Here is a 12,999-nt window from a genome sequence, read left to right on the forward strand (position 1 = left end):
GTGGTCGCGTCAGTTGCTCTTCGGCGGCACCACCTGGCCGCGGATCTCGCCATTCGGATTGGTTTTGGTGTGAACGTTGATGTACATGTCACCCGCTTCGAACATCTTGGCATCGTCCGGGGATAGCGTGGCCTGGCCGCTGATCGGACTCGTCATCTCCATGTTGCCTTTCTGGGAGAGCCACACCTTCACGCCAGCGTTTTTGCCGGCCGGGGCGGGCCCGTGGAAATGTGCCATGGTGGCCTGACTCGACAATCCGCCGAAGCTGATGTTCCAGGTTACGACCCGCGTGCCTGAGTCGTACGTGAGGTTGGCGGTGCCGCTGCCCGGAGTCTGCACCGGCGGAACCTGTTGAGCGCCCGTCAACGGCACTTCAAACGAGACCGGCGCCGCTTGCGCCAAGGTCATCGTACCTGCCAAGGCCAGGCCACCCAACACCATGAAAGCGCACTGCGAGATGGATCGTGACATTTTGTTTTCTCCTTTAGGAACCAGCGAACGCGCGATGCTGCAGATAGTATAAATCGACCCGCTGCGGAGGTTGAACCACGTGCTACCGCAGCGGGCAGGTCATTCGTCCGACCGACGATCGACTACATCGGCGGAGCGACTCCATCCTTTTCGACCACCACGCGCTGCGCGACAAATGCACCCTGCGACGCGGCCGTCGCGACCACAAACACCTTCTTGCCCGCGGTCAGGTCGGTGCGTGCGGCCGGCGTGAAAGTCACGATGGGTACGTTAGGCGGTACGGTTACCTCATTGTTCCCGCCTTTGTACGACAGCTTCAGATTCCGGCCGCTGGTACCCTGAACCACCGTGTCGACGTTCGCATTCGTCATCGTGCTGTTCGGACCGAGGTCCCATGCGTAGTGACCTTCACCCGAGCCGCGCGCGGATTCGGGGAAGACGACCACTTCGGTGGCCGTCAACTTTCCGTCGGTGCCCGTTGTTGCGGCCGTGCCGACGAAGGAGCCCGGCTTGATGTCCGAAAGCTGCATGGCCTTGACCGCCGATACGGTAACGGTCGGTTTGAGCTCGATCGACACAGTGTCGCCGCTACGACGATGCACCTTCAGGACGTCGCCGTCGAGCGAGACAATATCGCCGCGGATACGCGACGGTTTGGCGGCGGGCGTCTGAGCGAGCACGACACTGGCAAAAGCCAGCGTGGCGAGGGTGACGCCAAGTTTCAAGCGGATAGACATGGATGCTCCATAAAGGACTGTTGAGTTTCGAGAGTGGACTAATGCACATCAGGAACCGCCGAACCAGTTATAGCCCTGGTTCTCCCAGTAACCACCGGGATATTCGTTCGTCACACTGATTGCGACGATATGCTTCGGATTCTTGTAGCCGAGCTTGGTCGGCATACGCAACTTCATCGGGAAGCCGTATTTCGGCGGCAGCACCTCGCCGTCGTATGTGAGTGTGAGCAGCGTCTGGGCATGCAACGCGGTTGGCATGTCGATGCTGGTCCAGTAGTTGTCCGCACAGTGCAGTGACACGTACTTCGCCGTGAGGTCCGCGCCCGAATGCTTCAGGAAACTCGAGAAGCGCACGCCGCCCCATCGGCCGATCGCACTCCATCCTTCAATGCAGATATGGCGCGTGATCTGGCTTTCCTGCGGCATTGCGCGGAGCTCGTCGAGCGCCCAGACGCGTTTGCCAGTCGCGAGGCCACCCACCTGTAGGCGGTAGGTCGCGGCGTCGACTTCGGGCACATCGTCGATATCGTAGAACGCGTTGAACGGAAACGGCCGTGTGATCATCGACTCCGGATAGGTCGGGGCCATCTCGTTCGGATTGAACAACAGGGCTTGCACCTCGTCGTTGAAGAACGACATTCTGCGCAGCATGGTGTTCACCGACTTGTCATTGGTCAGATCGCAGCCCGACAGCAAAGCTAAGCCGCCGAGCGTGATAACTCGCTTGCCAAGCAGCCGGCGGGCCGGATTTTTCAGCTCGTTGCGCGCATCCTTGATGATGGATTCAGCGTGAGACCGAAGAAACGTATCAGGCTCCACAGCCTTTTTTCGAAAGCTCATGGTCACCGTCCGCGAATCATCAGAAGCAGCGAGCGCGGCACCAGCGCGACCATGACGACATGCACGACGAAGAACGCAACCAGCACGCTCATTGCAACGAAATGCACGACGCGCGCATTGTCGTATCCGCCCATCAGCGTGCGCAGCAGGGGGAACTGCACCGACTTCCATATCGCCAGCCCCGACAGGATCACGAGCGCGATATCGACGATGACGACCAGATAGGCCAATTTCTGTACCGCGTTGTAGCGTGTGAGGTCCTCATGCGCGAGCGTGCCGCGCAGGGCGGCGACGAGATCGGTTGCAAGCGACTTGAAGCTGACCGGCAGCAGTTTCCGGCGCAGACGTCCCGAAGCGATATTCAGCCCGACGTAGATGAGGAAATTCGCGACCAGCATCCACATGATCGCAAAATGCCATTGCAAGGCCCCGCCGAGCCAGCCGCCCAATGTGATGGCGGAAGGAAACTGTAAAGCTGGAAAGATCGGCGAGGCGTCATAGATCTGCCAGCCGCTTGTCACCATCAATACGACAGCGAGCGCATTAATCCAGTGTGTGATGCGGACCCAGGCGGGTTGAATCGTTGTGTGAATCAAGGCGATCTCGTGATTGATGAGGTAGCTCACGGTCGGCACTGCTGGCCGGCCGCGACCAGGATGCGTCGCCATACGTAAACATGGCCAGCGCGCAACTATTCCATTGCGCGACAAATAATTTTTCTTACAAGCGACCGCATGGGCAGCGTTGTGGCCAGGAGCACCAATTGGTCCATGTTTCGAAGGCAAGTGACTCGCACCAGGCAAGAATCAGTCACGGCCCGCTGGAACGGCCTAAGACGCGACGAGTGCGATCGTCGGGAAAGGTCCGTTACCTGGGCGGAGCCGACGTTCGAACGACCCGGCGACGAGCCTGCGTGGACAGCCCGTCTACCTCTGGTCCGGCACGCAACACCAGGTCGTCAATCCGCTTGAGATGGTCGCCGAGTCCGGCATCAACGAATGGGCCGATACGAACAAAATGGTCGTCGTGTATCCCGACACGATTGCGTCGTCTGCGCCAGGGCCGACGAACCCGCATGCATGCTTTGACTGGTGGGGTTACTCCAATCAATACGGCCCGAACTTCGCGCTCAAGAAGGGCTTGCAGATGTCGGTGCTTTACGCCATGGTGCAACGCGTGACTGGCCGGCCGTAGGGCCGTCGTGGCACGGTTCCAATCGGTCGCAACGAGATTTGTGCGGCTGGACCGAACAACCGGAAACGGTCATTCCGTCCGGCCACTGTATCGTTGCGCCAGAGCCAGCCGATAGCACGGACCGCACACGCGAGCGGCGCCGTGCTTCGCAACTGCGCGACCCGCTTCGGACTCTTCTGGCAACCCTTCTTGCTGCTCCTTAACTCGCGCGCCTTGTCCTTTCGCCCAGGGAGCGGGCGGAGAAAGCCTTGCTTTTGGCGGCACCAGATCAGTGATCGGTGTCGCATTTGCGGATATTGCCGTTCCCCCTACAGGCCTCACACGCGCCGCCAGGACTGCTTCGAACTGTCCCGGAAGAACAATGAGCAGCCGTCGGTTTACGGCCCCGCCCGAGTGTGCAAGTATCGGTGCCGAGGCGTATACCACATCCCTTTGCGAGGTTCAGGATGGCTTGGAGACTCTGGAAGACCGGGAAGCGGCAAGATGGGACGCAAAGCTGGCCCAGCGATACGAATCAGTCGATAAAGCAGCTTCTGGACATGTACCTCGCCAGCGATGCAGCACCGTTTTCAGGGTGGGCTGCACCTGGAATCATATTCGCGCCAGATGTCGAACCGGTCCTGCGAAACGGAGTTCGTGGATATCAACTTGCCCTCTGGTTCTGGCTCTTTGCCGAGAAGCACGGCCCGATCGCGGCACGAATGGTACGCGAGTCCTTCTGCCTGTTCGCTGAGGAGGCGCAACCGTCGTCCGGTGACAGGATTGATGCGCTCCTCGACTTCGAAAGCCGCCTCGCGCATTCTATCGAGGGGATTTCCTCCGAGGCGCGCACGTTCCGGCTCGAGAGCCTGTCGGTAGAGCTACCGATGGAATTCTTTCTGGCCACCGGCTTCCTCCGACTTGCACCCGAATCCCCTTATGCCGGAGGGAATGAGAGCGCCAGTCTGCAAGGCAATGATTACAAGCTCGCTGACTGCTTTGGCCATGCAACCGAGGAGGCGCTGGCAGTATTCCGAGCGATGATAGACAAGGTCGACTTTGATGCGAAATCGCTATCGAACTGGAAATGGAGCGCCCATCCTGGCGCTGCCGAGCGACATCTGCAGCGACGCTACAGCAATCCCCTGTTTCCCCTGCACCGCCAGATGGTGACGGCTCATGAGGTCTATGAAGCACGTCTTGCCGACGCCCAGTCCCTTCACGAAATCAGCAACGAGCTTGGTGAGCTTAGCCTCTCGTTCTCGCAGACGACCGAACTACCGCTGAACTGGCAATCGTTCCTGGAAGGATATCGGGACTACGTCGACCGACTCGATGAACGCCGCCTCGCGGCGGGTGGGCAGAACGCGCCGCTCGGTGACGCAATTGAAAGACTGCGCGCTGACATCCTCACAACCTGGCGCACTTCCCTTCACAGGAACCGGCACAGCCTTGCCACACTGGACCAGGAAGAAGCGCAAAGGGCCGAGCGACGCGCGCTTCTGTACGGATGCGACTGGACCGCACAGATTCTAAGTAACGGCTCTCTGATACCGCCAGAAGAGGTCGTTCCTGCCCTTCTGAGTGAGTCCCCGTCTGAGCTGGAAAGGGTGGTGACCGCCCTTCAGGCCGAACCCCGACTGCATGAGACGCTTATGCAATGTCGCGCAACCGCGCATCGACTTGACAACGAATTCCGCTCGGGCGGCCGCAATATTCCTGACATTGGCGACAAGCTCCGTATCCTTGACGGTCCGCCCGGGCAGGTGCCGGCCTGACGTCGCCCGTTCGAAGTCAAGAGTCCGGCCGTCCAATGCCGGGGCTGGCAGCGTCCAGGGCAGATCTGTGTACCGCCTTCGGCGGCGAATCTGTCGATGAGGCGGTCCAGCACGGCAAATTCGGGGAGTCGGACCTACTTGGGCTTCTTCGAGATCGACATGGTCCGATCCGACTTCTGTCGGGAGCGAGATGACGGAGTTGCTAGCGATCCCAACAATCGGTATCGGGGCTGGTCCGGACTGTTCGGGGCAAGTGCTTGTGATGCACGACATGTTGGGCGTCTTCCCCGGCAAGACCGCTTATCCGACGAGAAGGCATTCCAATGCGGCCAGCTTCAATCCCGCGCCTAGGGCCGCTTGCCTGCGTTACGCAATTGATTTCGGTAGTCGCGGGTTTCGTTGCAATGAAGGTGAGCGTTCGTTGATCTGCGGACTGGCGTCTGTTTCGGCAATATCGCCGGCCGTGAACTGTTTGCGATAAGCGGCGGGCGTGAGTTCCTTCAACGCCTTGAACTGTCGGTTGAAGTTAGCGACGTTCGGAAATCCAGAGCGGGCTGCAACGACGGAAACCGGGATGGAAGTGTGCGCGAGCATCCGGCAGGCATGTCCAATCCTGACCCGCGCGATATATCGCCCAACGCTCTCTCCAATGTGCTGCTCGAAGTAGCGGGCCAGAGAACGCTCCGACACATTTGCAGCCTCGCAAAGTTCGGATAGACGCAGCGGTTCAGCGAAGCGTAAATCGATCATCGAGAGCACGCGATTTATACGTTCCGGTTCGTGGCCTGAAGGACCCTCCGTCCGGTCGCTAAACGCAGTAGGCGAAGCGAGCGGCTCACCAGGCGCTTCCGCTAGCGTGCACAAAACGTTTAGCGCTACGGCAAGGCGTTCTCGCGGGGCGCTGGACAGGAGCTCGTCGACCTGGGTGTGCATCGCGGCGCCGACCTCCGGACTGAACGCCAGCCCGCAGGCCGCCCGGCGTAACAGATTACGCAAAGGCGCATATTCCGGGCAGACATCCGCAAGCCGACGCGCCCAGTCGCCGCCGAACCAGATCACGATTGCAACCTGAGGAGATGCCGAGTCAATCGAGCGGTTCGACGCCCAGGTATGAGGAAGATTCGGCGGCACGAGAACCAGGTCCTCGTCTAGATAGTCTGCAATCGAATCTCCGATATAGCGCTTGCCGTGACTGTTCAGCGTCAGGGTCAGTTCGTATTCGGGATGATGGTGCCATTCAAACGGAATGCGCGGCAAACGCCGATGGTAAACCCTAACCGAGCAGTCGTCGCCAAATTCGACATGTTCGTATGCTGGTTTCATGGCAGAAAGCGCAAAGAAATTGTCTGGATGGTATCACTTTTGTGGGTGCGGTCAGCCTATGCTTCGGACATAGCAGAACCCACAAGGAGACGACCATGGCACTCATCATCGACGATCTGCCGGCAGCCATCCGGCAGGCCAAACAGGAGCTTCGCGCACGACTTCCGAACTATCGTGATGTTTTCGCCGAGGTGGATGAAACGATCCGCGCCGAAGCCAGCAGAATTGCCGCGCAACGCAGTCGCGGCGATAACGTGATCCCCGAAATCCAGTTCTCCGACATCGCGGAGCAGCGCGTGAGCGCAGAGCAGATCGACCTCGTCAAAACGCGTGGTGCGTGTGTGATCCGCAATGTGTTCGACCGCGCTCTGGTGGAAGGGTGGGACCGCGACATCGCGGACTACGTCGAACGCAACGATCTGGATACGCGTCTGCAGAACCGCGCCGAGGACAAATACTTTGGCCAGCTCGCGTCGAGCAAGCCACAGATTTACGGCGTGTACTGGTCAAAGCCGCAGGTCCTCGCGCGGCAGGCGCCGTCGCTGACGGCGGCCCGTGTGTTTCTGAACCAGTTGTGGCGCAATGAGAGTGAAGGCCGGGTCCATTTCGATCCAGAGCGGGTGCCGGTTTACGCGGACCGGATGCGTCGACGGCCGCCTGGTTCCGAGTCATTGGGCTTGTCCGCGCATTGCGACGGCGGCTCGGTCGAGCGGTGGATCGAAGGTAACTTCCGCAAGGTGTACCGGCATGTGTTCGATGGCAACTGGCGTCAATACGATCCGTTCGACGCCGCATTCCGGCCCGACGTCGAAGAGATCGCGTCGCCCGCAGTGTGTTCGATGTTCCGCACGTTTCAGGGATGGACTGCGTTGACGCCGCAAGGCCCCGGCGACGGCACCCTGCAGCTCGTGCCCATTGCGAATGCGATGGCTTACATTCTGCTGCGCGCCCTTCAGGACGATGTCGCCGACGATGACCTGTGCGGGGCGATGCCTGGTCGCGCGCTCTCCATCAAGCCGGAATTTCATGCGCCGTTGTTCGACGCGCTGTCATCGATTCCCCACATGCAGGCGGGCGACACTGTGTTCTGGCACAGCGACGTGATCCACGCAGTGGAAGACGCGCACCACGGTGCAGGCTACAGCAACGTGATGTATATCCCGTCGGCGCCCGCTTGTGCCAAAAACGATGAATACCTCAGGCGCCAATTGCCCAGCTTCCTTGAAGGCAAGAGTCCGCCCGACTTCCCTACTGACCACTTCGAAGTCGATTTTGTCGGACGGGCTACCGCCGAAGATCTGACGCCTCTCGGTAAAGCTCAACTCGGTTTCGATCTGTGAGCGCTACCCTGACGCACGCCATCGTGGCGTGCGCCTGCCTGGTGATTCATAAACAAAACTAACGGAGACAGCAATGAAAAGAACACTCATGTCGGGCGCGATTGTCGCAGCGGCGCTCGCCACGGGCGCACAGGTCGCCAGTGCTGCCGAGTCACTTTCCGTGTTGCATTGGTGGACCTCGGGTGGCGAATCGAAGGCGATCAGAGTGCTGAAGGACGACATGAATAAGCAGGGTTACGAGTGGAAAGACTTCGCCGTAGCCGGAGGCGCGGGTGCGGCTGCCATGACGGCGTTGAAGACACAGATCATGTCCGGCAACGCACCGTCGGCTGCGCAGATCAAGGGGCCGTTGATACAGGACTGGGCTGATCAAGGCGTGTTGGTCGATATAGACAAGTCCGCCACCGATTGGAAAGCCCAACTTCCAGCGCAGATCAACAAGACCATGATGTCAAAAGGCCACTATGTGGCCGCGCCATTCTCGGTGCACCGAATCAACTGGTTGTGGATCAACAAAGCCGACCTCGATAAAGTGGGCGGTAAGCCGCCGACGACATGGCCCGAGTTCTTCGCGCTAGCCGACAAGTTCCGGGCGGCGGGCATTACGCCAGTCGCGCGTGGTGGCCAGCCTTGGCAAGACATGACCATCTGGGAGACGGTTGTACTTTCTCAGGGTGCGGATTTTTATCGCAAGGCCTTGATTGATCTCGACCAGAAAGCACTGACTTCGCCGCAGATGTTGCAGGTGTTCCAGATTGTCCGAAAGATTCAGGGTTACTTCGACAAAGGCTCCACCGGTCGCGACTGGAATCTCGCGACTGCCATGGTCATCAACGGATCGGGTGGTATGCAGTTCATGGGGGACTGGGCGAAAGGCGAGTTCGCGAATGCGAACAAGAAGGCTGACGTTGACTATATCTGTGCGGCTGCGCCTGGTACTTCGAATGCCTTCACCTACACAGTAGACTCGTTCGTGTTTTTCCAGCAAAACGGCAAAAAAGAAGCGACGCCTGGTCAGCTTGCGCTTGCCAAAACGATCATGTCCGTCGATTTCCAGGAACAGTTCAGTCTCTACAAGGGTTCCATTCCTGTCCGGCAGGATGTTCCCATGGGCAAGTTCGACGCCTGCGCCAAGAAATCATTCGCAGATGAACAGTCCACAATCAAATCCAATACGTTTCTTCCGTCATTCGCTTTTGGTGATGTTCAGTCGTCGGCCACCCAGGGCGCGATTACCGATGTCGTGACGAACTTCATGAACTCGAATGATGACCCGCAAGAGGGGATGCGCAAGGTCGCCGCTGCAGCGAAGACCAAATAGGTACGAGTTCGCAACCGCCTGGCAAAAATCAGTCGGTTATGCAACGTCATTCGTGGGATATGAGGTCGCCTTTAGGAACGTCTCCTCCACGTCTGCAAGATGTGGATTTAGCCCGCCGTTAGCGCGGGCTTTCTTTTCGTTGGAGATTTCCTTCCAATGAAGCCCCTGCGGATCCGTCGGCCATGCGATTCGGCGCAACGGAATCCGACGACGCCCCATATCCACGGTCAGTAGGTCAGTCTGGTGGGAACTGCCGGAGGAAAAGCCAATGAATGCAATGACCCGTTGGACATTGAACTGGCCGCATGGTGAAGCAACGATCCAGGCGCTGGGCGGAATGCTTGGGCCCGTCCGCTTTGAACTGGGTGGAGGTCAAAGCATATCGCCGCTACATGTCGCACCGTGGGGCGACGATGCGCGGTGGCCTGGACTTATGCGAGCGTTGCGCGGAGAGTGGCCATGCCTTCCGTTTGGAACCGTCCATTGCCCTAGTGGCCTGTCGCAAGGTTTTGAGCCACTGAATTCCTCCGACGACTGGAATCACGGCTATGGATCCAACCATCTTTGGCAACTGGTGGAGCAGACTTCGGACATGCTCCGTCTTCGAATTGATTACCCGGAAAACGGCGAGATCGAGAGTCTCGAGCGTGTCATCAAAGCCAATCCCGATGCACCGATTCTGGATGTCTCGCTGACGGTCCGCGTTCGGCGGGAGGTCGTCTTGCCAGTGGCCCATCACCCGACGTTCGCTGTCCCGCTCGAGGGAGTTGAAATCCTCGGATGTCCTCATCAGGCAATTCATAGTTACCCGGCCCCTGTAGAGCCAGGGGTGTCAAAAGTTTTGCCGGACCGCACGGCCACATCGCTCAGTGCACTTCCAACCGGAACCGGATCTCTGGATGTGACTCTGCTGCCCCTCACGGTGGCAACTGAAGAAATCTTGCAGATTGCAGGTTGCCAGCCGCCCTTTGTTTTGAGGTACGCAGCCAGCGGCGCCGACGTTCTGCTTGACTGGAATGTCGAAGAGCTTCCAGATGCTTTGCTTTGGATTAGCAACGGCGGCCGGACAAACGCGCCGTGGTGCGGGAGGAACTTCGCACTTGGCGTCGAGCCGGCTAACAGTTTCTTTGATCTCGGACGCGTCGTGGTCCCGCCTGCCAGCCACCCACTCGCGGCCCGTTCTGGACTAAGGTTTCTTGTTGAAGAGCCGCGCACCATTCGCTATCGGCTTTCAGTACAGGCAATCTGAACGCGGGCAGTTGCGGATGCGGTATCAGAAGCTGTGCCGGACGCCTATCATGGCTGCAATGGTCGACACGCCGGGCGCAACAGGCTGGCCGTACACGACCGTCTGGTTCATCGTGCCATGGTTGCTGACGTATCCCACCTGTGCGTAAGTCACGGTGCTCTTTGACAGGCTATATTCGGCGCCCACCGCGAATTCATCCGAGTGATTGACCGACTTGTTACGGTCCTTCAGGTAGTAGAAGCCCGACGTCACCCTGAAGGCCGGGGTAAACCTGTAGCCAAGACCTGCAGAGACCATCTCATAGTTGACGAGAGCACTGTTCGCAGGGTTTTTGCCGATGCCGTATGAGGTCGATACGGAAAAATCGTTGAACGTATATTTCGCGCCCAGATAGTAAAAGCGATTATTGTCCAGTCCGGTCGGGATCGTTGTAGTCGAAGGGTTTGCATCGTGACCGTTGTAGTATGCAGCGGCCAGATTGAGGCCGTAGTTCGAGTACTTCAGAACGGCGGACTCGCGCGTTCCGCCTTGAAACTGGCCCGCGACGCCGCCCGGTGCATACTCCAGCGCGAGGGACGCGCCATAGAATTTCGGCGACTGGTAGACCAGCGCGTTGTCGTCCCATAGTGCGCCGATCGGGCCGTTGGTGCTGGTGCCCTGCCAGCCCGCGGCCTGGTTCATACCAAGCCACGCGGTCAGGATACTGCCGAAGTACTGCGCGCCCCGCACGTCGGTATCATACATCGCGTAGATCATCGGAGCGATTTGCCGGCCCGCATCGACGGTGCCGAACGGGCCCGATACGCCCACCGTCGTTTGCTGATTGAAGACCGCATTGGCGCCCGGCGCACCGGCCAATCCGAGCTTCCCAGTGCCGCTATTGAACGACCCCTGCAGCTTGAAGTTGAGTTTGTAGCCGCCTCCGATGTCTTCAGTGCCTTTAAGACCCCAGATGCTCGAATAGATACCCCCATCCTTGAATGCGTATACCCTCCCGGTATTCGGCGCTTTCGGTGAGAACGAAGCGGCCGATGTACTCTGATACAGCAATCCGGAATCAAGGGCACCATAAAGCGTCACCGACGATTGCGCGTGTGCTGCACCTCCCACGACAACCAACGCGGCTGCCGCGCTCCACTTCCTCTTCATCTCGTCTCCTCTATCTTGTATAGATTCCAGCCTCATAAGACCGGCTTGACCCTTAAAATTTATTTAGTGATGTTAATCATGTAAGTGACTCTACATCGCCAGTCTTCCGCGGCAGATTTATCGTAATGAGCTGATGAAGGGGCGCGGGCAACAAGGCCAACGCCTATCGCGACCTGGATGCGTCATACGCGCGGATGTCGTCCGCACTCCCCTTACCGTTCGAGCGTCCGTGACCGATCCGTGTCACTGCGGCCGCCGCGATAAACATCGGAATTGCAATGAGCAGAAAGTTCTGCTGGCGCGGCAGTTGTAGCGCCATCAGCGCACCGAACGCGATCGGCGCGAGAATTGCACCCAGCCTTCCCACCCCGGTGACCCATCCCACTCCCGAGGAACGGACTGCGGGCGGGTAAAACTGTCCGGCATACGCATAGGTCAGCATCTGGCCGCCATACGTCGAAGCACCGAGAAAGCCTGTCGTGACGTAAAGCCATATGACCGGAACGCCGCTGCCCGATATCAGTATTGCTACCGAAGCGAGCAGATAAAACGAGCACAGGACGATCTTGATCGGAAAGCGGTCAGCAAGCAGGCCGGCCGAAACGCCGCCGACGAGGGCACCGACATTTAACGCAAGCAGAAGATTCAACGCCGACGTGAGGCTGTAGCCGGCATTGGTCATGATCTTCGCGAGCCATGATGCCAGTCCGTAGATGACGAACACGCACATGAAGGAAGCGAGCCACAACATGATTGTGCTGGACAGACGGCCATCGTTGAACAGGAGGCCGATAGAGACATCATCGATCACGGACCCTGCACTGCTGCGAACCGGAACGACAAAGTCATCGTCGGGCTGCACTTCGAACCGGGAATTCAGGCCGCGCACGATAGAGCGCAATTCGGCGACCCGCTCGGTCCTGACCAGATACGCGATCGACTCAGGCAGTTGTCCAACCAAAAACGGAACGAAGAGAAGCGGCAGTGCAGCGACGAAAAACAGTGACCGCCATCCATGCACTTCGATCATCGTATTGCCAAGGACGGCAGCCAACATTCCACCAATCGCAAAGCCACTGAAGGCCACGGTCACCATCGTCGCGCGATGCTTTCGCGGAGCAAACTCCGTTACGTGAGCCACGACGCACGGCATGACACCACCAATTCCCATGCCGGCCACAAAGCGAACAATGCCGAACAGCACAGCATCGTGAACGAAGCCGGTGCAGGCCGTCACAATGCTGAAGAGAACCACGCAGACAGCCATCGTCTTCTTGCGTCCGACGCGGTCAGCAAGCATCCCTGCAGCAATTGCACCGATCATCAGGCCAGCGAAACCCGCACTCACCATCAAGCCTGCCTGCGCCGCAGCGACATGCAGGTCCTTCATGACTGACGGCAGAGCCGCGCCCACAATCGCCAGGTCATAGCCGTCGGCGACGATTATCAGAGTACAGATCAGTAGGATGGTGGCATGCAAGGTCCCGAACCGCGCATCATCAGCGATTACGTGCACGTTCAACTGTCTCATCGTTGTCTCCTGATTTTGTTTTATGCTGCAGCGCCATCTTCCCGGCACATGCGGGAAGCACTGCCGCTCCATAGACGTGCCCGTCCG

12 protein-coding genes and 1 pseudogene are annotated in these 12,999 nt (G+C 58.8%); 6 read left to right on the plus strand and 7 right to left on the minus strand.

Going from position 1 to position 12,999, the window contains the following annotated elements; genetic code table 11:
• Positions 1–9: 9 nt before the first annotated feature.
• The 4 genes from P0D96_RS32675 to P0D96_RS32690 form a co-directional block, all read right to left on the minus strand.
• A complete protein-coding gene (locus P0D96_RS32675) occupies positions 10–471 on the minus strand; it encodes a CHRD domain-containing protein (RefSeq protein ID WP_408317659.1) in 462 nt (153 codons plus the stop codon).
• Between the two features lie 122 nt (positions 472–593).
• The gene (locus P0D96_RS32680) at positions 594–1,208 is read right to left on the minus strand and encodes a hypothetical protein (protein ID WP_408317661.1); all 615 of its coding nucleotides are present in this window, start codon (positions 1,206–1,208) and stop codon (positions 594–596) included.
• A gap of 48 nt (positions 1,209–1,256) precedes the next feature.
• On the minus strand, positions 1,257–2,048 hold the full coding sequence (locus P0D96_RS32685; RefSeq protein ID WP_408317663.1) for a molybdopterin-dependent oxidoreductase: 792 nt from the start codon (positions 2,046–2,048) through the stop codon (positions 1,257–1,259).
• A 2-nt stretch (positions 2,049–2,050) separates the two neighbouring features.
• The gene (locus P0D96_RS32690; RefSeq protein ID WP_408317777.1) at positions 2,051–2,644 is read right to left on the minus strand and encodes a cytochrome b/b6 domain-containing protein; all 594 of its coding nucleotides are present in this window, start codon (positions 2,642–2,644) and stop codon (positions 2,051–2,053) included.
• 376 nt (positions 2,645–3,020) lie between these two features.
• On the opposite strand from P0D96_RS32690, the gene P0D96_RS32695 reads away from it, so the two are divergent.
• The 3 genes and pseudogenes from P0D96_RS32695 to P0D96_RS32705 all read left to right on the plus strand — a co-directional run.
• The gene (locus P0D96_RS32695) at positions 3,021–3,242 is read left to right on the plus strand and encodes a hypothetical protein (protein WP_408317665.1); all 222 of its coding nucleotides are present in this window, start codon (positions 3,021–3,023) and stop codon (positions 3,240–3,242) included.
• A gap of 539 nt (positions 3,243–3,781) precedes the next feature.
• On the plus strand, positions 3,782–4,999 hold the full coding sequence (locus P0D96_RS32700; protein WP_408317667.1) for a tryptophan leader peptide: 1,218 nt from the start codon (positions 3,782–3,784) through the stop codon (positions 4,997–4,999).
• A 169-nt stretch (positions 5,000–5,168) separates the two neighbouring features.
• A pseudogene (locus tag P0D96_RS32705) lies at positions 5,169–5,333 on the plus strand (3-methyl-2-oxobutanoate hydroxymethyltransferase); the annotation flags it as partial.
• Between the two features lie 32 nt (positions 5,334–5,365).
• Here P0D96_RS32705 and P0D96_RS32710 read toward each other — a convergent pair.
• The gene (locus P0D96_RS32710) at positions 5,366–6,322 is read right to left on the minus strand and encodes a helix-turn-helix domain-containing protein (protein ID WP_408317669.1); all 957 of its coding nucleotides are present in this window, start codon (positions 6,320–6,322) and stop codon (positions 5,366–5,368) included.
• A 95-nt stretch (positions 6,323–6,417) separates the two neighbouring features.
• Between P0D96_RS32710 and P0D96_RS32715 the strand changes: the two genes are divergently transcribed.
• From P0D96_RS32715 to P0D96_RS32725, 3 genes are all read left to right on the plus strand, one after another.
• Positions 6,418–7,662 (plus strand): DUF1479 domain-containing protein, encoded by a 1,245-nt coding sequence (locus P0D96_RS32715; protein WP_408317671.1) that lies wholly within the window; start codon positions 6,418–6,420, stop codon positions 7,660–7,662.
• A gap of 73 nt (positions 7,663–7,735) precedes the next feature.
• On the plus strand, positions 7,736–8,983 hold the full coding sequence (locus tag P0D96_RS32720; protein WP_132379730.1) for an ABC transporter substrate-binding protein: 1,248 nt from the start codon (positions 7,736–7,738) through the stop codon (positions 8,981–8,983).
• Between the two features lie 268 nt (positions 8,984–9,251).
• Positions 9,252–10,232 carry an aldose epimerase family protein gene (locus P0D96_RS32725; RefSeq protein WP_408317673.1) on the plus strand — a complete coding sequence of 327 codons (981 nt, stop codon included), beginning with the start codon at positions 9,252–9,254 and terminating at the stop codon, positions 10,230–10,232.
• A gap of 24 nt (positions 10,233–10,256) precedes the next feature.
• Here the strand turns inward: P0D96_RS32725 and P0D96_RS32730 are convergent, their stop codons facing one another.
• On the minus strand, positions 10,257–11,381 hold the full coding sequence (locus P0D96_RS32730; RefSeq protein ID WP_408317779.1) for a porin: 1,125 nt from the start codon (positions 11,379–11,381) through the stop codon (positions 10,257–10,259).
• 163 nt (positions 11,382–11,544) lie between these two features.
• Positions 11,545–12,912, minus strand: coding sequence for an MFS transporter (locus P0D96_RS32735; RefSeq protein ID WP_408317675.1), 1,368 nt, complete (start codon positions 12,910–12,912; stop codon positions 11,545–11,547).
• Between the last annotated feature and the right edge of the window lie 87 nt (positions 12,913–12,999).

It is taken from the genome of Paraburkholderia sp. RL17-347-BIC-D (assembly GCF_046027915.1).
Classification (GTDB): domain Bacteria; phylum Pseudomonadota; class Gammaproteobacteria; order Burkholderiales; family Burkholderiaceae; genus Paraburkholderia.

Excerpts from the sequence above, each read along its gene's own strand:
- P0D96_RS32675 (WP_408317659.1), bottom strand. The coding sequence starts at position 471 with ATGTCACGATCCATCTCGCAGTGCGCTTTCATGGTGTTGGGTGGCCTG.
- P0D96_RS32680 (WP_408317661.1), bottom strand. The coding sequence starts at position 1,208 with ATGTCTATCCGCTTGAAACTTGGCGTCACCCTCGCCACGCTGGCTTTT.
- P0D96_RS32685 (WP_408317663.1), bottom strand. The coding sequence starts at position 2,048 with ATGAGCTTTCGAAAAAAGGCTGTGGAGCCTGATACGTTTCTTCGGTCT.
- P0D96_RS32695 (WP_408317665.1), top strand. The coding sequence starts at position 3,021 with ATGGTCGCCGAGTCCGGCATCAACGAATGGGCCGATACGAACAAAATG.
- P0D96_RS32700 (WP_408317667.1), top strand. The coding sequence starts at position 3,782 with ATGTACCTCGCCAGCGATGCAGCACCGTTTTCAGGGTGGGCTGCACCT.
- P0D96_RS32710 (WP_408317669.1), bottom strand. The coding sequence starts at position 6,322 with ATGAAACCAGCATACGAACATGTCGAATTTGGCGACGACTGCTCGGTT.
- P0D96_RS32715 (WP_408317671.1), top strand. The coding sequence starts at position 6,418 with ATGGCACTCATCATCGACGATCTGCCGGCAGCCATCCGGCAGGCCAAA.
- P0D96_RS32720 (WP_132379730.1), top strand. The coding sequence starts at position 7,736 with ATGAAAAGAACACTCATGTCGGGCGCGATTGTCGCAGCGGCGCTCGCC.
- P0D96_RS32725 (WP_408317673.1), top strand. The coding sequence starts at position 9,252 with ATGAATGCAATGACCCGTTGGACATTGAACTGGCCGCATGGTGAAGCA.
- P0D96_RS32730 (WP_408317779.1), bottom strand. The coding sequence starts at position 11,381 with ATGAAGAGGAAGTGGAGCGCGGCAGCCGCGTTGGTTGTCGTGGGAGGT.
- P0D96_RS32735 (WP_408317675.1), bottom strand. The coding sequence starts at position 12,912 with ATGAGACAGTTGAACGTGCACGTAATCGCTGATGATGCGCGGTTCGGG.